This is a genomic window from Rhodoferax sp. RT5P35, assembly GCF_056521385.1.
Genome location: NZ_JBWMAX010000008.1, coordinates 116,806 through 137,963, shown reverse-complemented (window position 1 = coordinate 137,963; position 21,158 = coordinate 116,806). Strand labels below are relative to the sequence as shown.

General features: G+C 59.0%; 22 protein-coding genes. 8 read left to right on the top strand and 14 right to left on the bottom strand.

The features are described from left to right. Positions 1-30 precede the first annotated feature (30 nt). From AC097L_RS14450 to AC097L_RS14435, 4 genes are all read left to right on the top strand, one after another. Positions 31-237, top strand: a complete 207-nt coding sequence (locus tag AC097L_RS14450; protein WP_479587122.1) for a hypothetical protein — start codon at positions 31-33, stop codon at positions 235-237. Positions 238-303: 66 nt separating this feature from the next. Continuing rightward, positions 304-1,545: a tRNA adenosine(34) deaminase TadA gene (gene tadA, locus AC097L_RS14445; protein ID WP_479587120.1), complete on the top strand. Its 1,242-nt coding sequence runs from the start codon at positions 304-306 to the stop codon at positions 1,543-1,545. 93 nt (positions 1,546-1,638) lie between these two features. After that, positions 1,639-2,745: a YeiH family protein gene (locus AC097L_RS14440; RefSeq protein ID WP_479587119.1), complete on the top strand. Its 1,107-nt coding sequence runs from the start codon at positions 1,639-1,641 to the stop codon at positions 2,743-2,745. Between the two features lie 29 nt (positions 2,746-2,774). After that, positions 2,775-3,794 (top strand): LD-carboxypeptidase, encoded by a 1,020-nt coding sequence (locus AC097L_RS14435; RefSeq protein ID WP_479587118.1) that lies wholly within the window; start codon positions 2,775-2,777, stop codon positions 3,792-3,794. Between the two features lie 15 nt (positions 3,795-3,809). On the opposite strand, the gene AC097L_RS14430 is transcribed toward AC097L_RS14435, so the two are convergent. Next, positions 3,810-4,154 carry a hypothetical protein gene (locus tag AC097L_RS14430; protein WP_479587116.1) on the bottom strand — a complete coding sequence of 115 codons (345 nt, stop codon included), beginning with the start codon at positions 4,152-4,154 and terminating at the stop codon, positions 3,810-3,812. A gap of 316 nt (positions 4,155-4,470) precedes the next feature. Here AC097L_RS14430 and AC097L_RS14425 point away from each other — a divergent pair, with 316 nt between their 5' ends. Next, positions 4,471-5,400, top strand: coding sequence for an FHA domain-containing protein (locus tag AC097L_RS14425; RefSeq protein WP_479587114.1), 930 nt, complete (start codon positions 4,471-4,473; stop codon positions 5,398-5,400). A 111-nt stretch (positions 5,401-5,511) separates the two neighbouring features. Next, positions 5,512-6,198 carry a flagellar brake protein gene (locus tag AC097L_RS14420; RefSeq protein ID WP_479587113.1) on the top strand — a complete coding sequence of 229 codons (687 nt, stop codon included), beginning with the start codon at positions 5,512-5,514 and terminating at the stop codon, positions 6,196-6,198. Positions 6,199-6,280: 82 nt separating this feature from the next. Here the strand turns inward: AC097L_RS14420 and AC097L_RS14415 are convergent, their stop codons facing one another. The 7 genes from AC097L_RS14415 to cyoA all read right to left on the bottom strand — a co-directional run bounded on the left by AC097L_RS14415 (position 6,281) and on the right by cyoA (position 13,130). After that, positions 6,281-6,817 (bottom strand): response regulator transcription factor, encoded by a 537-nt coding sequence (locus AC097L_RS14415; protein WP_479587112.1) that lies wholly within the window; start codon positions 6,815-6,817, stop codon positions 6,281-6,283. After that, positions 6,807-8,132, bottom strand: a complete 1,326-nt coding sequence (locus AC097L_RS14410) for an ATP-binding protein (RefSeq protein ID WP_479587111.1) — start codon at positions 8,130-8,132, stop codon at positions 6,807-6,809. The genes AC097L_RS14415 and AC097L_RS14410 overlap by 11 nt, the downstream gene beginning before the upstream one ends. Beyond that, complete coding sequence (locus AC097L_RS14405) at positions 8,116-8,859, bottom strand: SURF1 family protein (RefSeq protein WP_479587110.1); 744 nt, start codon at positions 8,857-8,859, stop codon at positions 8,116-8,118. Before AC097L_RS14405 ends, AC097L_RS14410 begins: the two co-directional genes overlap by 17 nt. Positions 8,860-8,930: 71 nt before the next feature. Then, on the bottom strand, positions 8,931-9,338 hold the full coding sequence (gene cyoD, locus AC097L_RS14400; protein WP_479587109.1) for a cytochrome o ubiquinol oxidase subunit IV: 408 nt from the start codon (positions 9,336-9,338) through the stop codon (positions 8,931-8,933). Continuing rightward, entirely contained in the window at positions 9,338-9,976 is a 639-nt protein-coding gene (cyoC, locus tag AC097L_RS14395; protein WP_479587108.1) for a cytochrome o ubiquinol oxidase subunit III, read from the bottom strand. The genes cyoD and cyoC overlap by 1 nt, the downstream gene beginning before the upstream one ends. Further along, positions 9,969-11,972: a cytochrome o ubiquinol oxidase subunit I gene (cyoB, locus tag AC097L_RS14390; RefSeq protein ID WP_479587107.1), complete on the bottom strand. Its 2,004-nt coding sequence runs from the start codon at positions 11,970-11,972 to the stop codon at positions 9,969-9,971. The genes cyoC and cyoB overlap by 8 nt, the downstream gene beginning before the upstream one ends. 87 nt (positions 11,973-12,059) lie before the next feature. After that, positions 12,060-13,130, bottom strand: coding sequence for a ubiquinol oxidase subunit II (gene cyoA / locus AC097L_RS14385; RefSeq protein ID WP_479587106.1), 1,071 nt, complete (start codon positions 13,128-13,130; stop codon positions 12,060-12,062). Positions 13,131-13,287: 157 nt separating this feature from the next. Here cyoA and AC097L_RS14380 point away from each other — a divergent pair, with 157 nt between their 5' ends. Together AC097L_RS14380 and AC097L_RS14375 are read left to right on the top strand one after the other, a co-directional pair. Continuing rightward, positions 13,288-14,625, top strand: coding sequence for an MFS transporter (locus AC097L_RS14380; protein WP_479587334.1), 1,338 nt, complete (start codon positions 13,288-13,290; stop codon positions 14,623-14,625). Positions 14,626-14,657: 32 nt separating this feature from the next. Further along, positions 14,658-15,554 carry a polysaccharide deacetylase family protein gene (locus AC097L_RS14375; RefSeq protein WP_479587105.1) on the top strand — a complete coding sequence of 299 codons (897 nt, stop codon included), beginning with the start codon at positions 14,658-14,660 and terminating at the stop codon, positions 15,552-15,554. Here the strand turns inward: AC097L_RS14375 and AC097L_RS14370 are convergent. The 6 genes from AC097L_RS14370 to AC097L_RS14345 form a co-directional block, all read right to left on the bottom strand. Continuing rightward, positions 15,544-16,047 (bottom strand): ureidoglycolate lyase, encoded by a 504-nt coding sequence (locus AC097L_RS14370; protein WP_479587104.1) that lies wholly within the window; start codon positions 16,045-16,047, stop codon positions 15,544-15,546. The two genes, AC097L_RS14375 and AC097L_RS14370, sit on opposite strands and share 11 nt — an antisense overlap. A gap of 1 nt (position 16,048) precedes the next feature. Further along, complete coding sequence (locus AC097L_RS14365) at positions 16,049-16,933, bottom strand: MurR/RpiR family transcriptional regulator (RefSeq protein WP_479587103.1); 885 nt, start codon at positions 16,931-16,933, stop codon at positions 16,049-16,051. A gap of 147 nt (positions 16,934-17,080) precedes the next feature. Next, positions 17,081-18,493 carry a dihydropyrimidinase gene (gene hydA, locus AC097L_RS14360; protein WP_479587102.1) on the bottom strand — a complete coding sequence of 471 codons (1,413 nt, stop codon included), beginning with the start codon at positions 18,491-18,493 and terminating at the stop codon, positions 17,081-17,083. After that, positions 18,490-19,722 (bottom strand): cysteine desulfurase-like protein, encoded by a 1,233-nt coding sequence (locus AC097L_RS14355; protein WP_479587101.1) that lies wholly within the window; start codon positions 19,720-19,722, stop codon positions 18,490-18,492. The genes hydA and AC097L_RS14355 overlap by 4 nt, the downstream gene beginning before the upstream one ends. A gap of 8 nt (positions 19,723-19,730) precedes the next feature. Continuing rightward, the gene (locus tag AC097L_RS14350; protein WP_479587100.1) at positions 19,731-20,465 is read right to left on the bottom strand and encodes an amino acid ABC transporter ATP-binding protein; all 735 of its coding nucleotides are present in this window, start codon (positions 20,463-20,465) and stop codon (positions 19,731-19,733) included. Between the two features lie 8 nt (positions 20,466-20,473). Continuing rightward, on the bottom strand, positions 20,474-21,145 hold the full coding sequence (locus AC097L_RS14345; protein ID WP_479587099.1) for an amino acid ABC transporter permease: 672 nt from the start codon (positions 21,143-21,145) through the stop codon (positions 20,474-20,476). Positions 21,146-21,158 lie beyond the last annotated feature (13 nt).

Below are 21,158 nucleotides of genomic sequence, written 5' to 3'. Positions count from 1 at the left end.
ATACGACCTTGTTCACCACCGGGGACTGTAATGCGCGCCGTCTTCAGTGTTTTGGGTTTGTTGCTTGTGGTGGTGGTTGTCAGCCTGCTGGCCAAGAAGCAAATTGCGCCCTTCGTGGCCACACCGCAAGGCCCGGCATCGGCCCAGCAACTTCAGAAGCAACTTCCGCAACAAGTCAAGCAGGCGGTGGATGCCGCGCTGCAAACACCGCGCGACGTGCCGGATGAAAAACCTTAAGCCTTTTAGGCTTCTGGCGCATATTCCACCTGCGTTGGTAGCTATTATAAATATAGCAATTACCTGATGACCGATTCCGATGCCATGCAATTTGCCCTGGCCCAGGCGCGCCTGGCGGCGGCAGCGGGTGAGGTGCCAGTGGGGGCCGTCATCCTGAAAGATGGTGTGCTCATCGCCACCGGCCGTAACGCCCCCATCGACGGGCACGACCCCACGGCACATGCCGAAATCAACGCCCTGCGCGCAGCAGCCCAGGTACTGGGCAACTACCGGCTGGACGGCTGCGAGCTGTTCGTCACCCTGGAGCCCTGCACCATGTGCAGTGGCGCCATGCTGCACGCGCGGCTGCAGCGCGTGGTGTTTGGTGCTGCGGATGCCAAAACCGGCGCGGCCGGCTCGGTGATCAACGTGTTTGCCCAGCCGCAGTTGAACCACCAGACGCAAGTGTTGGGCGGGGTACAGGCCGAAGCATGCGCGGGTCTGCTGCAAGACTTTTTCCAGCAGCGCCGTGCCGACCACAAGCGCACCCACCACCCGCTGCGGGAAGACGCTTTGCGCACCCCGGAGGCCGCTTTTGAAGGCTTGCCCGCCGCCCCTTGGGCATCGCGTTTCACCAGCGACCTGCCCACACTCGGCGGCCTGCGCATGCATTACGGGGATGAACGCCCGGCCACTGCGGCAGCGCGCCCGTTGACCTACCTTTTTCTGCACGGCCCCCAGAGCTGGAGCCACGGCTACCGCACCCTGTTTGCGGCGGTGCTGCACGCCGGGCACCGCGCCGTGGTCCCCGACCTGGTGGGATTTGGCAAAAGCGACAAGCCTAAAAAAGAAAGCTTCCACCGCTTCGCCACCCACCAGCAGATACTGCAGGAATTCATGGCGCAGCGCGATCTGCAGCAGGTGGTGTTGGTGTTACCCGCCGACAGCGCCCGGCTGGGCCTGGCGGTGGCCATGGCCCAGCCGCAGCGGATGGCGGGCGTGCTGGTCCTCGCCTGTGCGGCGCGCCCAAGCGCGGCCGACCGCGCGCCCTTTCCCGACAAAGGCAGCCAGGCAGGTCTGCGGGCATTCCCGGCCATGCTGGCGGGGGCGGATAAGGACCTCAGCAACCAGGCCGTGCGCGCATGTATACAAAGCCTGGGGCAGGGCCGGGTGCTGCGGGTGGCAGATGCCGCCCATGGCGCAGACCCGGCCGGTATGTTTCAAGGCTGCACGCAGCGCACGCTGCTTGCATCGGAGCAGGAGCCGGATGCGGCCATTGCCGACCTGGTATTGGCGTTTTTCAGTGGTGGTCATCTACCCATTGAGTAGATATATATCAGATAAATAACCCGTTTGACGCGTAGTCGCTTGGAATCTACAGTCCCTCCATCGCCTTTACAAGGCTTGTCTGTTGGAGGAAAAATGGCTTTCGCGCTTCTGACCCCCGGTCCCCAGGGCCTGCAAGCTGCACGGTGCAACGGGCTACCGCAGTGGTTGCCCGGCCTGGCTCTGAGCGGAGCCCTGGCCGCCGCAGCGATGGTGCTGGGCCGCATTGGCTGGCTGCAACAACACGGCTTGAGCGCGCTCACCCTGGCCATCGTGCTGGGCATGGTGGTGGGCAATGCGGTGTTGCCGCTGCTTCCCCAAATGGATCACGCGGTGGGGCCGGGTGTGCAGCTGTCCAAGCAAACCCTGCTGCGCCTGGGCATTGTGTTGTACGGCCTGCGGCTAACGGTACAAGACGTGGGCCATGTAGGGCTGGCGGGTGTGGTGATCGATGCGCTGGTGTTGGGTTCCACCTTTGGCTTGGCCTGCTGGACCGGTATCCGCTGGTTGGGCCTGGACCGCACCACCGCCATGCTGATCGGCGCAGGCAGCGCCATTTGCGGTGCCGCTGCCGTGATGGCCACCGAGCCGGTGCTGCGCGCCCGGGATGAACAGGTGGCGGTGGCGGTGGCTACGGTGGTGGTATTTGGCACCCTGGCCATCTTGGGGTATCCGCTGCTGTTTGCGCTGAACCAGCACTGGCAACTGATTCCAGGCGGCGCGCAGGCCTTTGGCCTGTATGCAGGCTCCACCATCCACGAGGTGGCCCAGGTGGTGGCCGCCGCCCGCGCCATAGGCCCCGATGCCGCCGATGCCGCGGTGATCGCCAAGATGGTCCGGGTGATGATGCTGGCACCGTTTTTGGTGCTGCTGTCTGCCTGGCTGGCACGGGACGCGGCCCGGGCGGGCAAGACCTCTGCCAGCGTCCCTACCAAATGGGCGATGCCCTGGTTTGCGTTTGGGTTCGTCGCGGTGGTGCTGTTCAATTCGCTGCACTGGCTGCCCGCACCGGTGCTGGCTGTTGTCGCCGAAGTAGACACCGCGCTGCTCGCCATGGCCATGGCTGCCCTGGGCCTGGCAACCTCTCTGGGGGCCATCCGCAAAGCCGGTACCAAACCGCTGCTGCTTGCGGCCATGCTGTTTGGTTGGCTGATCGCTGGGGGGGCGTTGATCAACCGCTGGGTTCCCGTTGTGCTGGGCTAAAAGCATGCCCGCAATGGGATACTAGGCGCGTGACAAAACATATCTACATCTATTCCCCCTCTGGCGCGGTGCGTGACAAAGCCGCTTTCAAACGCGGCGTGGCCCGGCTCAAAACCCTGGGCTACGCGGTCGAGATCGACCCCGATGCGCTCAAAAGCCATATGCGCTTTGCCGGTGACGATGCCACCCGCGTGGCCGCCATCCACCGGGCGGCCGCCAGCGGTGCCGACATAGCGCTCACTACCCGCGGCGGCTACGGCCTGACCCGTATTCTGGGCAGTATTGACTACCCAGCCGTGGCCAAGGCCATTGAAAAAGGCACCCAGTTTGTAGGCTACAGCGACTTCACCGCACTGCAAAACGCCGTGCTGGCGCAAACCGGAGCCATCACCTGGGCCGGCCCGGCTTTGGGCGAGGGTTTTGGCGTAGAAGGTACGCCGGACGACATCATGGAAGCCTGCTTTGACGACTTGGTGGGTGGGCAAGGCGAAGGCACCGGCTGGCGGCTGGGGCGTGAAGACGCCCAGCTTGCTATGGATTCCGTAGCTAACAGCGCAGATGAAATAAGCGCAGAAGGCGATTTTTATTTAAAAGATGCGGTTTTGTGGGGCGGCAACCTGTCCGTGCTGGTGTCCCAGCTGGGAACGCCGTATTTTCCGCACATCCAGGGCGGTATTTTGTTTTTGGAAGATGTGGGCGAACACCCGTACCGTATCGAACGGATGCTGACCCAGTTGCTCTACAGCGGCGTGCTGGCGCGCCAAAAGGCCATTGTGCTGGGCCAGTTCACCGAATTTACCAAGGTGCCGCACGACGGCACGTTCCGGCTGGCCACCGTGGTGGCCTGGTTGCGCAGCCAGCTCAAGGTGCCGGTGCTGACCAATTTGCCTTTTGGCCATGTGCAGACCAAGGTGCTGCTGCCCGTGGGTGCCACGGTGGAATTGGCGCTGCAGGGCCGTGAGGCGTTGGTGGTCTGGGGCCATGTATCGCACAGTAGTGGGGCGCACCACCATGACCACACCCACGAGCATCATCACCATCATCACTGATAAAGCGGCAGTTTCTTAGTTTCGCAAGGGACTTGACCGGGCTATGAGGCCTTTGGGCAACAAGCCCTGAAATTGCAGGGTGATACGGTCCAATTGGGCCCGTGCCGCAGTTTCGCCGTCGCGGCTGGCCAATACCCCCATCAGGTCTGCGCGCAGATACCACAGCGTTTGCACGTCTTTGGCATACGCCATGCGCCGCTGCAGCGCCGGGGCTTCGTGGGTAACGACTTCACCCAAACACGCCAGCATGTCGGCCCGCAGTTGGTCCAACTGCTGAGCCCGCCCTTCGTCCTGGCGCGTGGTATCCACGCCAAAGATGCTGTAGAGGCTGTTTTTGATGGAGGTGGTGTCCCAGGCCATAGCGTGTGCACGGGTGTGTGGAAGAAAGAATTAGACGCTGAATTTGTGACAAATTTCACACTACCATATAACAAATCACTTGCAAATTTTTGTCAGTATTTGATTTTTCGTAACTGTGCGTAGGCGAAAACCCTCGAACTGCTCCAGAAACCCCGGGTTTTGGCTGGTGCCCTGAGTGGATTAACGGGAAAGACACTGCACCCGGGCCATTTCCACCCCATAATTTGTCTTGTAAAGCGCATGCAATCCGATAGTTTTTCACCTGCTGCACTAAACTGCATTCACCCAACCACCGACCAGTCATAAAGTCTCAAGCATGGGCGTACAGGCCACCGTCGTATTTGCCGATCTCACCGGGAGCACTGCCTTCTACGTGGCGCTGGGCAACGAAAAAGCCACGCGTGCGGTGACCCGCATCACCCAATGGATTGGTGAAGTGTGCGAGGCCCACCAGGGCCGGGTGGTAAAAAAGCTGGGCGATGGGGTGCTGGCCGTGTTTGCCGATGCAGGCAATGCCGCCAACGCGGTGATTGCCATCCAGCGCGGTCACCAGCAGCGTCTGCTGAAGTGGCCCGATGCCATCCGCATGGAAATCAAGGCCGGTATCGCCCGGGGCGAGGTGGTCGAAGTGGGTGGTGATTGCTACGGCGATGCGGTGAATGTGGCGTCGCGGCTGAGCGACTTGTCGGGAGGCAACCAGATTTGGGCGACTGAGTCGGTGGTAGCCGAGGTGGATGACGCGCTGGGGCTGCGCTTTTTGAGCCTGGGGCCCGTGAATCTGCGCGGCCGCAATGAGGCCGTGCCGCTGTACAAAATTGAGTGGCAAGAAGATGCCCTGACCGAATTTGTCACCATGCAGGCCAACCTGGCCGACATCGAGCGGCCAGGGGCCAATCCGCCAGGATGCATCCATCTGGCGTACCTGGACACCAGCCACAGTTTTACTTCCTCGCAAATGCCCGTGCATCTGGGGCGTGCCGAACAGGCCGAGTTTTTTATCAACGACCCGCGCGTATCACGCCTGCACGCCAGGATTGAATGGCGCAATGGCGCGTTTTTTATCACCGACTTGAGCAGCTTTGGCACCTGGGTTCGGTTTACCGGCAGCGACACCGACGTGCCCTTGCGCCGCGACGATTGCCAACTGCACGCCACCGGGGAAATTGCTTTGGGCATGCCGTTCAATGACATTAGCGGACCGACGGTGCACTTCAGCTTTTCGCAGCCGCCCCCTTCGTTTTATTGAGCGATAACTTAGGCGCAGCATGGGCGAGGGCGGTGAGGGCTAGAATTTGCATACAGCGCCAGAAACCCTGCGATTCTGTGCAACCTATGAATAACCCGGCCCACTACCGCCATGACTAAAAAATCGACCATTGAATTTGAAGACATGAACCTGCAGGTCGGCGTGCGTTTGCAAATCATGCCCAGCCAGTCGGCAAATCCCACGGTGCACTACACCACGCTGATTGGTTTTGTGTCGGGCGAATATTTGCTGCTGAAAATTCCCCAAGAAAGCAGTGCCATGCAACAGGGGGAAAGCGTGATCATCCGGGTGTTCTCCGGCGTGTCGGTGTTCACCTTTAGCAGCAAGATCGAGTCGGTGGTCACTGCGCCGCGTGCTTTCATGCTGCTGGCGTTTCCCAGTGCGATCCAAAAGGTGGGCTTGCGCAAGGCGGTGCGGGTCAAGGCGAATTTGCCAGTCAAGATAAAAAGTGCACAAGACCCTAAAAACTTCAAAATGGCCGTTCTGTCGGACATCAGTTTGAGTGGCGCACTGGTGTCTACCGCCCGGCCTTTAGGTACTGCGGGGGACATGATCGACATCGAATTCTCGCTGCGCGACCAGGCCTCCGACCGGGATGTCACGATCACTACCACGGCATCTATCCGCAGCGTGCAGCAGTCGGCGGGCAGTACGGCGGATGGTGCCACCTTTCACACGGTGTACTCGCACGGAATCAATTTCCACGACATCGATGGGGCTGACCAGGTGATTCTGCAAAATTTTGTTTACGAGACTTTGCTGATCCACCGCACTTGATCTGTGCGGCTGGGGCTGTTTCAGCAAGGCGAAGGCCTGCATGGACTGGGCAGACTTGCAGCGGCATGGCGACCCAGTGCATTTATTTAACCTGTTGTTTTTCCAGTTTGCGGGCCAGGGTACGCCGGTGCATGCCCAGCCTGCGTGCTGTCTCTGAAATATTGAATCCGGTTTCAGCCAGTGTTTCATGGATGTGCTCCCATTCCAATGTTTTGATGGATGAGGGGCGGTTGGTCAGCTGTACTTCGGCGTTGCCTGAGGCACGGCCAAAGGCTGCTTCTATATCGTCGGTATTGGATGGCTTGGCCAAATAGTGGCAAGCACCCAGTTTGATCGACTCGACAGCCGTGGCAATGCTGGCGAAACCGGTGAGGACAACGATCAGCATGTCGGGCGCGCGCGCATGCATCGCCTGGACACAGGCAAGCCCAGATGCATCACCGTTCAACTTGAGATCCACAACGGCATAACTGGGAGTTTGCTTTTGCAAAAGTGTGGTCACCGCATCCAGACTGGCGGCCAGTAGTACGGTGTAGCCACGGCGTTCGAAAGAGCGGCCCAGGGTGCGTGCAAAGGCGGCGTCGTCCTCAACGATAAGCAGTAACCGTTCAGCGGGCATGGGCAAGGTCTTCATCCATGGTAATAGCTGCCAGGGGCAGCGTGATCGTGACAATGGCACCGCCTTCGGGGCGGTTGCGCGCTGCGACGCTGCCACCGAGAGTACGTGCCACGTTGAGCACAAGGTACAACCCCAGTCCTCCCCCAGAGCGTCCTTTACTAGACTGAAAGGGCTTGCCAAAATGCGCCAGAATCAGCGGCGTGAAGCCCGGCCCTTCGTCTATGACGGTAAGTTTCAGGGCATCCACATCGCGCGTGGCTTCAAGCTGAATCCAGAGCGGCGATGCCTCTAGTGCATTGTCCAGCACATTGCAGACCATTTGCTTCAGTGCGGAATCGGAGACCATGGGCAAATCTTGGCCGAATGCATTTTTATAGGTAAAGGCGTACACAGGCCTTGTGGCGCGCCATTCGTCTACTAAATCCCCAAGAAATGTACTGATGGAGGTTTTTACGGGGGATTCGCCACGGGCTTCACCGGCAGATAACAGCGTATTACTCACTATGGCTTTGCAGCGCGTTAGCTGGGTCTGCATTTCGTCAATTTCTTGCAGCAGTTCGGGGTCATGCGTGAAGGGTGCCATGTGCCGCCAGTCGCCCAAGATAACTGCCAGCGTGGCCAGGGGTGTACCAAGTTCATGGGCCGCACCCGAAGCCAACAGCCCCATGCGGACGATATGCTCTTCTTCGACTGCGCGCTGGCGCAAGTCGGCCAAATGTCCATCACGGTCACGCAGGTTGCGGCTGATGCGCGTGATGAAGATCACCAGCAGCGCGGCGTTGAGAATGAAACAAATCAGCATGCCCTGGATGTACGGGCTGTAGAGTCCGCGGCCGTGGTCTAGCGGTAAGGCCAGTGGCTTGCCGAAGAATGCCAGTCCTGCAAAACAGGCCGCCGTGACCGCCACCATGCTCCAGGTAGACCACGCCCGCAGTAGCACAGCACCCAGAGTGACTTGCAGCAAATAAAGAAAAACGAAGGGATTGGTGGCTCCACCACTGAGATAGAGCTGGGCCGTGAGCATGCCGACATCCACCAGCAACGCGAAGAACAGCTCGCCATTGCTGACCTCGTGGTACATCTTGGCACGTAGCAAACTTGCGGCATTGAACAGCGCCAAAAAGCCCAGCAGCACAAGCATAGTGCCCAGGGGCAGGCGAATTCCAAAACCGAAATGCACGATCAGAATCGTGGCAATCTGTCCGACGACGGCGATCCACCGCAACTCCACCAGTTGCTGCATATTTTTGCGACCAGTGGCATCGTCGAGGCGCGCGCCAGTGGCGGTCGGTTGCAGGTTAGTTGTCTGTTGCACGGTCGACCTCCTTGGCCATCTTGCGACTCTGTAAGCGCCGCTCCGTACGTAAAAAGTACCCCATGGCACCGGCTACCATCGCCGCAAGCGTGTACCAAGTGAGTGCGTAAACCAAGTGGTTGTTATGAAAAACAATAACGGTCAGGCCGCCCACCGGCGTGCTGCGTGCGCCTGTTTTGGATGTGTCGCTAACGGTGGACGGGAGTGCATCCGCATCCACAAAGTAGGGCGCTACATGGACCAGGCCACTGGCCGCAGCGATGGCTTTCACATCCCGTGAATACCATCGGCCTTTACCTGGATCGTTATCCCGCAAAAACGCACCACCGGGCTGGGTCATACGCAGCAAGCCTGTCACGGTGGATAGGTTGTTTGCTGGTATTGGGGGTGGTGCAATAGCTTGGGTGGCTTCGGGAGGTATGAAGCCGCGATTCACCATGACCACTGTGCCGTCGGCCAAACGAAGCGGCGTGAGTACCCAGAAACCACTGCCAAGCACTGTGACAGCCTGTACCAAGGTGTCGTGCTCGGGGGTAAATGTACCTTCGACACGGATACGCCGGTACTCATCGTTGGACGCATTGAGTTGCGGCCACTGGTCAGGCGAAGGGACCGTAACCTCTTTGGCATGTACACGCTGATCGACGCGGGCTATCAGGTCCAGTTTCCAGAAAAGGCGCTGTATTTGCCAGGTTCCCAACGCAGCAAAGATGGCAAAAATCAACACGGCGAAAAAAAGTAAAAGGCCCACATGGTGTGGGCCTGAATTTACTGCCGATGGCTTGGGTGAAAACACGGTCAAGGCATATTCTTCATGTCGTGCGCCGAAACCGGCATCATGTTGGTATTGAGGTGGTACATCACCCAGATAGAACCACTCAACATAATTACCAACAGCATCAGAGTGAAGATCAGTGCCAGCAAAGACCATCCGCCTTCCAGCTTGCTGTTCATGTGCAAAAAGTAAATCATGTGCACCACAATTTGCACTGCTGCAATAGCCAAAATGACGATGGCCGTGATGTGGGGTTTGTCAAACACCTTACCCATCACCAACCAAAAGGGAATCACCGTCAAAATCACGGCCAGAACGAAGCCCGTGACGTACCCTTTTAAGGTGCTGTGGCCACCAGAGTCACCGTGGTCGTGAACGTCACTGTGGTCGCTGTGGCCAGCGTGGTGTTGGTTTTCAGTATGCGCGCCCATTACAGCACTCCCATGAGGTAGACAAAGGTAAATACGCCGATCCAGACCACATCCAGGAAGTGCCAGAACATGGACAGACACATCAGGCGGCGACGGTTTTCAGGGGTTAAACCGTGTTTGCCCAACTGGAAGAGCAGCGTGATGAGCCAGATGATGCCGAAAGTGACGTGCAAACCGTGTGTACCCACGAGCGTAAAGAAGGCCGACAAGAATGCGCTGCGCTGTGGACCTGCGCCTTCATGGATCAGGTGGGTGAACTCATACAGCTCCAGGCCAATGAACACAGCTCCCAAAAGCCCGGTCACAACCAGCCAAGCCATGGTTGGTTTGAGGCGTTTTCTTTGCATCTCCAGCATCGCAAAACCGTAGGTGATGGATGACAGTAAGAGCATGGAAGTGTTCAAGGCGACCAGAGGCAGGTCGAACAGATCAGCACCGGATGGCCCGGCCGCATAGCTGCGTCCCACCACGGCATAGACGGCAAACAAGCATGCAAAGATGAGGCAGTCACTCATCAAATAAAACCAGAAACCCAGCAATGTGCCGTTTTCAGGGTGCTGCTCAGTGGTTTCGTAGAACTGCATAGTGCTCGGCACGTTGGCTGTGCCGTGAGAGGGGTTGACGGTCATTTCAGACATGGCTGGCGAGCAGTTGGGTACGGGCAGCTTCAATGCGCACGACATCAACGGCAGGGATGTGGTAGTCGCGTTTGTAGTTAAAGGTATGTGCAATGCAGGCAACCAGCAAAGCAACGAAAGAGATGCCTGCCAGTAGCCACATGTGCCAGATCAACGTGAAACCCACGACTGTACTGATGCCTGCAATAACGATACCCGCCGCCGTGTTCTTGGGCATGTGGATCGGAATAAAACCTGCAAGTGGGCGCACGTAGCCGTTTTTCTTCATGTCCCACCAAGCATCATGGTCGTGGACGCGGGGCGTAAAGGCAAAGTTGTAAGCCGGTGGAGGTGAGGAGGTTGACCATTCCAGCGTACGGCCATCCCATGGGTCACCGGTGTTGTCACGCAAGGAGTCGCGGCGAATATAGCTCACCACAAACTGCATCAGGAAGCAAGCAATGCCAATGGCGATCAAGACTGCACCAAATGCGGCAATCACGAACCAAATCTGCAAAGAAGGGTCTTCAAAATGGCTCATCCGGCGGGTCACGCCCATCAGGCCCAGCACGTACAGCGGCATGAATGCAAAGTAGAAGCCAATGCACCAGAACCAGAAAGAACATTTGCCCCAGAACGGGTCCAGCCTGTAGCCAAATGCCTTGGGGAACCAGTAGGTGATACCGGCAAATGTGCCGAACACCACGCCACCAATGATCACGTTGTGAAAGTGTGCAATCAGGAACAGACTGTTATGCAACACGAAATCTGCAGGGGGCACCGCTAGCAGCACACCGGTCATGCCACCGATGGTGAAGGTGACCATGAACCCCATTGTCCAAAGCATTGGTACATCAAACCGAATCCGACCCCGGTACATGGTGAATAGCCAGTTGAAAATCTTCGCCCCAGTAGGGATGGAGATGATCATGGTAGTAATGCCAAAGAACGAGTTGACGCTGGCACCTGAGCCCATGGTAAAGAAGTGGTGCAGCCACACAAGGTACGACAAAATCGTGATCACGATGGTCGCATAGACCATGGATGCGTAACCAAATAGGCGCTTGCTGCAGAACGTGGCAACCACCTCCGAATACACACCGAACAGCGGCAGAATCAAAATGTAGACCTCGGGGTGGCCCCAGATCCAGATCAAGTTCACATACATCATGGCGTTACCGCCAAAATCATTGGTGAAAAAGTTGGTGCCGACATACCGGTCCATCGACAGCAACCCCAACACTGCCGTCAGCACAGGGAAGGCCATGACAATCAGCACATTGGTGCACAAAGCGGTCCATACAAAGATTGGCATCTTCATCAGTCCCATGCCAGGAGCCCGCATCTTGATGATCGTTACAAGCAAGTTGATACCCGACAACAAGGTGCCAACACCTGCAATTTGCAACGACCAAATGTAGTAATCCACCCCCGGGTCGGGGCTGTAGAGGATGCCCGACAGAGGGGGGTAAGCCAGCCAGCCAGTGCGGGCAAATTCACCCACAAACAAGGATGCCATGGTCAAACCTGCACCACCCACCGTCATCCAGAAGCTGAAGTTATTCAGGAAAGGAAATGCAACGTCACGGGCACCAATTTGGAGCGGCAGCACATAGTTCATCAGCCCGGTGACAAAGGGCATGGCCACAAAGAAGATCATGATCACGCCATGCGCCGTAAACACCTGGTCGTAATGGTGTGGCGGTAGAAAGCCGGTAGAGTCACCAAAGGACAGTGACTGTTGTATGCGCATCATCACTGCATCGGCGAAGCCACGAAGCATCATCACCAAGCCAAGGATGATGTACATGATGCCGATTTTTTTGTGGTCGATGCTGGTGAACCATTCGCTCCACAGGTAGCCCCATAGTTTGAAGTAAGTCAGCGCCCCCAACACCGCTATGCCACCAATCGCAACTGCGATAAAGGTAGCCAGCAGAATCGGTTCGTGGAATGGAATCGCGTCCCATGTGAGACGGCCAAAAATGAGCTTCGTAAGATCGAGGTTGTCGAACATTGTTATTCCGGATGCCAAAAGTAATGCGGCGCAGGCCGAAATGCCGTAGTGAGCGGCGCGGATTAAAGGGGTTGTTTGGCCAGAAACTTAAATGGGCTGGACACCAGATGCCAAAACTGCACCGGTAGGGTTGCTGACGGTGCACATGGCACCTACATAGTTGCGTACGGGCGCGTTGTCGATACCCAGTCGCTTACGGGTTGCTGTATCCAGAGATGCGATGTTGTATGCACCGATCTTGCCCTGGCCACCACTGGAATCAATAGCCATCATGTCTTTCATACACATACGGTTTTGCTCCACGCAGCGGTTCAAAATGGCATCGTACAAATCAGGCGCTACCGAAGCGTAGCGACGGACCGGATCGCGTTCGCTGGGCTGGGACAACTGGATGTAGCTATCGCGGCTCAACTCACCCCCGCTCGACTTGGTAGTTTTGGCCCAGGCATCAAAGTTTTCAGTGCTCATGCCATGGAACTTGAAGCGCATACCCGAGAAACCAGCGCCACTGTAGTTAGCCGAGAAGCCTTCATATTCGCCCGCTTTGTTTATCACAGCGTGCAACTTGGTTTCCATGCCAGGCATTGCGTAAATTTGTCCTGCCAACGTCGGAATGAAAAATGAGTTCATAACTGATGAAGCGGTGATCTTGAACGCAATGGGCCGGTCTACCGGGGCCACCAATTCGTTGACGGTGGCGATGCCCAGCTCTGGGTAAATAAACAGCCATTTCCAGTCCAGTGCGACCACTTCCACCACGAGTGGTGCAGTGCCCGGAATCACGTCTCGTTCAGCGTCAATCCGCTGGAGAGGTCGGTACGGGTCCAAGGTGTGGGTACTGATCCAGGTGATAGCGCCGAGGGCGATGATGATCAAAAGAGGTGCGGCCCAAATGACCAGCTCCAACTGGGTGGAGTGGTGCCATTCTGGGTCGTAAGTGGCCGCAGTGTTGGACTTGCGGTAGCGCCAAGCAAACCATAAGGTCAAGGCAATCACCGGCACGATGATCAGCAACATCAGCGCGGTGGACACAATGATCAGGTCGCGTTGTTGCAGTGCCACGTCGCCTGACGGATTCATCAGTACCGCGTTACATCCAGCCAGTAAAACGGTGGCCGGAAACAGAAGCAATCCGCGTAGGTTTTTGAAGAATGGCATGCTGGACAGAGTGAGATTACGTGAACGCATAGTGTATGAAATTTACGTTTATTCGTGGGCGATGGGGGTAGGACGTTTTGTCCTATGGCATCATTCTCTTAGCTGTGTAGTCCTGCAGCGTCTGTATATTACAACCTCCAAATTACGAGTAAGCATGATGTCAAGCATTAATCATGAGCACACCGCAGTTGCGCCGCCCACCTTTGAGCGCGACGCCAGGGCCAGCGTTGCAGACCATTCCAAGATTGCTCCAGGTGAAATCGCTATCGGCGTGATCATCGGACGCGCATCTGAGTACTTTGACTACTTTGTCTATGGGATTGCCTCGGTGTTGGTATTTCCCGAGATATTTTTTCCGTTTGAAAGCCGCCTGGACGGAACCTTGCTGTCGTTCGTGATTTTCTCGTTCGCCTTTATTGCCCGGCCTATTGGAACCATCGCGTTCATGGCGATACAGCGCCGTTGGGGGCGTGGGGCCAAACTGACTGGATCACTGTTTTTGCTGGGTATTGCCACGGTGGGTATAGCTTTCTTGCCGGGATATGCCAGCTTGGGGTTTACGGCCATCGTGTTTTTGTCGGTCCTGCGTTTCTTGCAAGGGATTGCGCTGGGCGGATCGTGGGATGGCCTGCCGTCGCTGTTGGCGCTGAATGCCCCCAAGAGCCAACGTGGCTGGTACGCCATGATCCCCCAATTGGGCGCACCCATTGGTTTCATTGTGGCCAGCGGTTTGTTCCTGTTTTTGCATTCTAGTTTGAGGCCGGTAGACTTCATGGACTGGGGCTGGCGCTATCCGTTTTATGTGGCTTTTGCGATCAACGTGGTCGCACTGTTTGCCCGCCTGCGCCTGGTCGTGACTGACGAATACGACCATCTGCTCAATGAGCATAAGCTAGAGCCTAGCCCGGTGGGCGAGTTGGTGCGGGCCCAGGGTAGCAACCTGATCATCGGCGCTTTTGCAGCGCTGGCGAGTTACGCGTTATTCCATTTGGTCACGGTTTTCCCGCTATCTTGGATAACTTTGTATGCCACGCAGCCCGTGAGTGACGTTTTGATCATCCAGATGATCGGCGCGGCCATTGCAATGCTAGGCATCATTGCCTCCGGGGTGATTGCGGACCGCATTGGTCGGCGCAAAACACTGGGCACTTTGGCTGTGTTGATTGCCATTTTCAGTCTTTTTGCGCCTATGCTGCTCGACGGCGAGCCTTTCCGCCAAGACGTATTTATTCTGGTGGGATTTGCTTTGCTGGGCCTGTCCTACGGCCAGGCTGCTGGCGCTGTGAGCTCCAACTTCGAGTCCCAGTACCGGTACACCGGTGCGGCTTTAACGTCTGACTTGGCGTGGTTGATTGGTGCTGCGTTTGCACCGCTGGTGGCCCTGGGTTTATCCGCCAATTTTGGATTGGCTTACGTCAGTATTTACCTGTTTTCGGGAGCGGTCTGTACTTTGATCGCGCTGCGGGTCAATCGGGCCCTGGAGCTGCGCGACTGAGTTCGCGCTTCTCCCATGCCTAAGCTGTAACCATGGCATCTGACCGCTACGGCGCAATTCCCGGCCATGGCCGTTTCGCTTACTCAGCCATCCACCAACGGCCGGACTACCGGTGGCCGAATGGGGCACGGCTGGCGGTGTACCTGGGTTTCAACATCGAACATTTCGCTTTCGGCGAAGGCTTGGGCGCCAACCTGGGGCCGGTTTCGCCGCAGCCGGATGTGCTGAACTACAGTTGGCGCGAATATGGCAACCGGGTGGGAGTGTGGCGCTGCCTGGAGCTGTTTGACGCGCTGAATTTGCCTACCGGTGCGCTGATCAACACCGCCTTGTATGACCACTGCCCCGAAGTCATCGCCGCCTGTGTAGCGCGCGGTGACGAGCTGATTGGCCACGGCCACACCAACGCCGAGCGGCAAAACGGCATGGACGAGGCTCTGGAGCGGGATTTACTTCAGTCGTGTCGCAATCTGATGCTGCAGCACAGTGGTGTGGTGACCCAAGGTTGGCTGTCACCTTGGATTGCCGAAACCGCGCTGACTGCCGATTTGCTGGTTGAGACTGGCTACCGCTACACCCTGAACTGGTGCCATGACGACCAGCCGGTAGCCATGCAGACGAGCAGCGGCCCGATCTGGTCCATACCGTACCCGCAAGAGCTCAACGACATTCCGATGGTCATGGGCCGCCAGATGGATGCCAAAGACTTTGCCCAGATGGTCATCGACAATTTCGACGAAATGTTGCTGCAGTCCCAGACCCAGCCGCTGGTGATGGGCATTGCGCTGCACCCCTACATCATCGGCCAGCCTTACCGCTTGCGGCATCTGCGCCGGGCTTTGCAGCATATTGCCAGGCACCGCAGCGACATTTGGTTCACCACGCCCGGTGCCATTGCCAACGCGATGGATGCGCTGCCTACGCGTTGATACAGATCGCCTCACCCGTTAGCGGGTATTCGTCGCAGTTCGCGTCCCCTGGCTTGCCGCCACGGTCCACTACCAAAAAGTCGCTGGGTGCTTGCAGGGCGATCAGCGGGTGGTGCCAGGTGCCCCGGGCGTAATTCACTCCCTGGCCTGGCGCGGCGCGAAAGCAACGGATCTGAGCCCGATCTGGCACCGGTCCGGCCTGGGCCACCACTACCAGATACGGCAGGTTGGACAGTGGCATGAACGCCTGGCTGCCCAGCGGATGCCGCTCCAGCAGCACCAGTTGCATCGGTAGGATGCGGGGCAGCGCCTTGAAGATACTCAGAATGGCGTGCCCGCCGCCGCTGGTCACGTCGATCTGCGCCAGATCGTGGTAGCGCTCTGCAAAGCCGTCGTTGATGGAGAAGTGCCGCGCGCTGTTGCTGGTCGCTATCACGTCACCAAAGGGGCGGAAGGCTTCGGCGGTCAGGGGTTCCATGGCGAGGGTGAACATATCAGCAGTCGATGTCGTCCAGGTCTGCCACCAGCTGCGTTTTTTTGGACCGCTTGTTGCGTTTGGCGAAGGCCAGGCCCATCGCAAGGGTTTGGGCTAGGCACATGGCCGATGTCAGCGAGCGGAAACCCAGCAGCTTGGCATCGTTCACCTCCAGCACCAGGTCGGCGCCCTTGGCCACCGGACTCATGAAGGCATCGGTAATGGCCAGCCGCTTGGCACCGCTCAGGCGCACCTGCTCGCAGACCTGCAGGGTGTCGGCCGCGTAGGGCGGGAAGCTGATGGCGATCAGCAGGTCTTGCGGGCTGGCGGTGCTGGCCTGCTCGGCGATGGCACCGCCCAGGCCCGTGATCTGCACGGCGGGCTGGCCCACCCGGTTCAGCGCGTAGGCCAGGTAGGCCGCCACCGCGTACGAGCGGCGCAGGCCCAGCACATGCACGATGCGGGCGTTCTGGATCAAGGCAATCGCCTCCTGTAGCGGGAGGCTCGCGGCATCGTCTTGCAAATGCTCTAGCGACACGATATTGGCTTGGCTGAAGGCGCGCAGCACTTCGGCTGGGTCGTCGGGGTTGTCCAGTGTTTGTTCGCCGCCAAAGTGGCGGATGCGTTCGCGAAAGGTGGGTTTGACCGCATGCTGCAGCGGTGCGCGGAACAGCCGCTGCAGATCCGAATAGCCGTCAAACCCCAGTGCCTTGGCCATACGGATGAAGGCGGCGGGTGCGATTTTGGCCACTGCGGCCACCGTGGCGACCGGGTTTAGTGCGATGTCGTTGGGGTGGTCCACCGCGTAGCGGGCCGCGTCGCGCATGCGCGGCGTGAGGCGCTCGCTTTCACGCCCAATCAGGTCCCGCAGCGCATCTAGATTGCTTGGTTTGCTATTATCCATATAGCAATCATACGGTGTTGGCAGGGTGCCGCCACAGAATAGGTTTTGGCATATTCAAGCCATTTTTTATGCATTAAATTGGCCTCTGGCGTATATTATGTCTACACAATATGCTATCAAAATAGTACTTAAATACAATAGCAAGGCCTAGAACGCCCGCACCTCACCACGCGGCACAAACTGGCCCATGCCTTCGCGCCCTAGCCACTGCGGGCCATCCACAATCAATGTGCCGCGCAAAAACACTTTTTTCACCTGGCCGCGCAAGGTGCGGCCTTCGAGCAAGGTGTAGTCGCAGTTGCCGTGCAGGTCTTTGGCGTAGATGATCTGGTTGGCGGCAGGGTCGAACAGCACCACGTCGGCATCGCTGCCCACGGCAATCGTGCCCTTTTTGGGGAACAGACCGAACAGCTTGGCAGGGGTGGTGGAGGTCAGCTCCACAAATCGGTTCAGCGACAACTTGCCCTGCATCACGCCGATGTCGAACAGGCTGACCAGGCGTGTTTCGATGCCTGGAGCGCCGTTGGGAATCAGCGAGAAGTCATCCTTGCCGCGCATTTTCTGCATGCGATAGCCCAGGTGGCCTTCCTTCATGCAAAACGGGCAGTGGTCGGTGGCAATGACCTGCAGGTCGTCATAGCGCAGGGCGCGCCACAGGTGCTTTTGGTCGTCGGGCGTGCGCAGGGGCGGGGTCATCACGTATTTGGCGATCTCTACGTCGTCGGTGTTGTAGACCGAGTCGTCAAACAGCAGGTAATGTGGGCAGGTTTCAGCAAACACCGGAATGCCTTCTGCGCGGGCAGCCACGATGTGCTTCAAGGCCTGGTTGCTGGAGACGTGTACGAAGTAGATGGGCGCGTTCGCCAGCTCGGCCAGGCGGATGCCCCGGTGCGTGGCTTCGCCTTCCATGATGGCCGGGCGGGTCAGTGCGTGGTAGCGTGGTGAGGTGTGACCAGCATCCAGCGCCTCCTTGATCAGCAGGTCGATGACGGTGCCGTTTTCGGCGTGCAGGGCCACCATGCCGCCGTCGGCACCCACCTGGCGCAGCATGCGGAAGATGGCGGCATCGTCGGCCATCATCACGCCGGGGTAGGCCATGAACATCTTGAAGCTGGTCACGCCCTCGTGGCGCATGGCGTAGCGCACGTCCTGCAGCACCTGCTCGTCCACCCGGGTAATGATGACGTGGAAGCTGAAGTCCACCGCCACCTGCGATTCGGCGCTACGCTGGGCGCGGGCAATGGCCGCCAGGGGCGAATCGGTGGCCGTTTGCAGCGCAAAGTCCACGATGGTGGTGGTGCCGCCAAAGGCCGCGGCCTTGGTGCCGCTGGCGAAGGTGTCGCAGGTGATCGTGGGGCCGATCACGTTTTCCAGGTGCACATGGGTGTCTACGCCGCCGGGCAGCACATACAGGCCGGTGGCATCGACGATGGCTACGTCTTCGCCCACCTGGATGTTGCGGCCAATGGTGTGGATCACACCGTCTTGCATCAGCACATCGGCCACGTAGTCGTCGGTGGCCGTGATGATGCGGCCATTGCGAATTAACGTTGTGCTCATGCAATCACCTCGTCCAGATGTTGAATCAGTCTGTCGATCTCGGCAAAGGTGTTGTAGTGGGCGATGGACACGCGCACCACGCCACCCTGGGTGTGCAGACCCAGCGACTCCACCAGGCGCTTGGCGTAGAAGTCGCCAAAGCGGATGCCGATGCCAAACCGGTCGGTATGGCGCACGATGGATTCCGACATCTGCCCGGCCACCATAAAGCTGATGGTGGGCACCCGGCCACCCTGGGCGGCGCTGTCCATGCCGATGGTGCGCACCGACTTTTTGCCGCGTAGATATGCCAGCAGCCGCTCGGCCAGCGCGTCCTCATGCTGCTCAAACGCATCGAAGGCGCACTGCATCTTTTGCCGTGCGGTGCCGGTAGAGCCAAGCTGGCTGCCCACCGCCACCAAGTAGTCATTAATCCCCATGCAGCCGTACGACAGTTCGTAGTTCACATTGCCCGGCTGCAGCTTATAGGGCAGCACGTCGGCGCCGATGAAATAGTGGTTCAGGCTGGGCAGCGACAGCAGCAACTCGCGCTGCACCCACAGCACGGCGTAATGCGGGCCAAACACCTTGTAGAAGCTGAACACGACCATGTCCGCCCCGCTGGCCTGCACGTCCACCAGTCGGTGCGGCGCGTAGGCCACTGCATCCACGCACAGGCGCGCGCCCACGGCGTGGACACGGCGGGCAATCTCGGCCACCGGATTGATAGTGCCCAGAATGTTAGAGGCATGCGTCACCGCCACCCATTTTGTGCAGGGCGACAGCAGGCGGTCCAGGTCGGCCAGGTCCAGCGCCAGGGTTTCGGGGTTCACCTCCCACACCTTGACCACCGCGCCCGCTGCCGTCAGCCGCATCCAGCCGCCGATATTGGCCTCGTGGTCGGTGTTGCTGACGATGACCTCGTCGCCGGGACGGATGCCCAACTGGATGGCCTGCGTCACCTGGAACATCAGCGAGGTGGTGGAGCCGCCCATTACCACTTCGTCGTCAAACGGGGCGTTGATCAGCTCGGCAACCGCGCGGCGCGCGGCCAGCACCTTGGCCCCCGCGTCCTGCGACTGGGCGTAGCTGGCACCCAGCTGCACGCTGCTGGTCAGCAGGTAGTCGCGCACCCTGTCCGCCACGCGGCGCAGCACTTGGGAGCCACCGGCGTTGTCCAGGTAGGCACAGTCGTTGTGCAGGGCCGGAAACTCGGCGCGGATGTGGTCTAGGTTGAGTGCGTTCGGCATAGGAGACATCAATGTTGAAGAATGGCTTGCAGAAAGGCCTGGGTGCGCTCCTCGCGGGGCGCACTGAAAAATTCAGCGGGCGGGGCTTGTTCTATTACTCGCCCGGCTTCCATAAAAATCACCCGGTCGGCCACGCGGCGGGCAAAGCCCATCTCGTGGGTCACGATCACCATGGTCACGCCGGTGCGGGCCAGGGCTTGCATCACGTCCAGCACCTCGCCCACCATTTCCGGGTCCAGGGCCGAGGTGGGCTCGTCAAACAGCAGCACCTTGGGCTCCATGGCCAGCGCCCGCGCAATCGCCACCCGTTGTTGCTGGCCTCCCGACAACTGGCCCGGCAGCTTGTGCGCGTGCGCGGCCAGGCCCACCTTGTCCAGCAGCGCCAGAGCGCGGGCTTCGGCCTCGCGCTTGGGCATGTGGCGCACCCGCAGCGGGCCCAGCGCCACATTGGCCAGGGCCGTGAGGTGCGGAAACAGGTTGAAGCTCTGGAACACCATGCCGACCTCGGCGCGCACCTTGGCCAGAGCCTTGCCGCGCACTACTTTTTCGCCGTCTACCAGAATCTCGCCCCCCTGGTAATCCTCCAGCAGGTTGATGCAACGGATCAGCGTGGATTTGCCCGAGCCCGACGGCCCGATCACCACCACCACCTCCCCGGTACTCACGTCGAGGTCGATGCCATGCAGGGCTTGGAATGCGCCGTAGGACTTGCACAGCCCGCGTATTTGGATAAGAGTCGTCATATCGTTCTTCAGCGTGTGGCAGCACGGTGCCGCGCTTCAAAAAAGCCCACCAGCCGCACCAGGGGCAGCAACAGCAGCAAGTACAGCACTGCCGCGCCAATCAATGGCGTGGGGTTGGCGGCCAGGGCCTGGGCCTGGGTGGCCTGCTTCAGCAGATCGGGCATGGCCACCACCGAAGCCAGGGCCGTGTCTTTGAGCACATTGATGCAGTTGCTGGTCAGCGGTGGCACCACGATGCGCAGCGCCTGGGGCAGCACCACGTCGCGCATGCTGCTGAAAAAGCCCAGGCCGATCGCATCGGCCGCCTCGAACTGGCCTTTGGGAATCGCCTCGATGCCCGCCCGCATGATCTCGGCCGTGTAAGCGCACGACACCAGCGACAGTGCCGCCGTGGCAGCGGCAAATGATGTCAGCCGTATGCCCACAAAGGGCAGGGCGTAGTACACCAGCACCAGCAAGACCAGCAGCGGAATCGAGCGGAACACGTCGATGTAGATGCGGGCCACGGTGCGCAGCCAGGCCGGGCCGTACAGCCGAACCAGCGCTAGCACCAAGCCGCCCACAAAGCCCAGCAGAATGCTCACGGCCCCCAGAATAATCGTGGTCCACAGCCCCTGCAGCAGCAAGGGAAGTGCATCCCGGAAAACCGGCCAGTTGAAGAAGGTGTCGAGCAGATCCATGCGGGGGCCGTCA

Coding starts and splice junctions, on each gene's coding strand:
- cyoC (WP_479587108.1), bottom strand. CDS start 9,976: ATGTCTGAAATGACCGTCAACCCCTCTCACGGCACAGCCAACGTGCCG.
- AC097L_RS14415 (WP_479587112.1), bottom strand. CDS start 6,817: ATGCCCGCTGAACGGTTACTGCTTATCGTTGAGGACGACGCCGCCTTT.
- AC097L_RS14450 (WP_479587122.1), top strand. CDS start 31: ATGCGCGCCGTCTTCAGTGTTTTGGGTTTGTTGCTTGTGGTGGTGGTT.
- AC097L_RS14355 (WP_479587101.1), bottom strand. CDS start 19,722: ATGCCGAACGCACTCAACCTAGACCACATCCGCGCCGAGTTTCCGGCC.
- cyoA (WP_479587106.1), bottom strand. CDS start 13,130: ATGCCATTCTTCAAAAACCTACGCGGATTGCTTCTGTTTCCGGCCACC.
- AC097L_RS14425 (WP_479587114.1), top strand. CDS start 4,471: ATGGGCGTACAGGCCACCGTCGTATTTGCCGATCTCACCGGGAGCACT.
- AC097L_RS14430 (WP_479587116.1), bottom strand. CDS start 4,154: ATGGCCTGGGACACCACCTCCATCAAAAACAGCCTCTACAGCATCTTT.
- cyoB (WP_479587107.1), bottom strand. CDS start 11,972: ATGTTCGACAACCTCGATCTTACGAAGCTCATTTTTGGCCGTCTCACA.
- AC097L_RS14380 (WP_479587334.1), top strand. CDS start 13,288: ATGTCAAGCATTAATCATGAGCACACCGCAGTTGCGCCGCCCACCTTT.
- hydA (WP_479587102.1), bottom strand. CDS start 18,493: ATGAGCACAACGTTAATTCGCAATGGCCGCATCATCACGGCCACCGAC.
- AC097L_RS14440 (WP_479587119.1), top strand. CDS start 1,639: ATGGCTTTCGCGCTTCTGACCCCCGGTCCCCAGGGCCTGCAAGCTGCA.
- AC097L_RS14345 (WP_479587099.1), bottom strand. CDS start 21,145: ATGGATCTGCTCGACACCTTCTTCAACTGGCCGGTTTTCCGGGATGCA.
- AC097L_RS14375 (WP_479587105.1), top strand. CDS start 14,658: ATGGCATCTGACCGCTACGGCGCAATTCCCGGCCATGGCCGTTTCGCT.
- AC097L_RS14365 (WP_479587103.1), bottom strand. CDS start 16,933: ATGGATAATAGCAAACCAAGCAATCTAGATGCGCTGCGGGACCTGATT.
- AC097L_RS14350 (WP_479587100.1), bottom strand. CDS start 20,465: ATGACGACTCTTATCCAAATACGCGGGCTGTGCAAGTCCTACGGCGCA.
- cyoD (WP_479587109.1), bottom strand. CDS start 9,338: ATGGGCGCGCATACTGAAAACCAACACCACGCTGGCCACAGCGACCAC.
- AC097L_RS14370 (WP_479587104.1), bottom strand. CDS start 16,047: ATGTTCACCCTCGCCATGGAACCCCTGACCGCCGAAGCCTTCCGCCCC.
- tadA (WP_479587120.1), top strand. CDS start 304: ATGACCGATTCCGATGCCATGCAATTTGCCCTGGCCCAGGCGCGCCTG.
- AC097L_RS14420 (WP_479587113.1), top strand. CDS start 5,512: ATGACTAAAAAATCGACCATTGAATTTGAAGACATGAACCTGCAGGTC.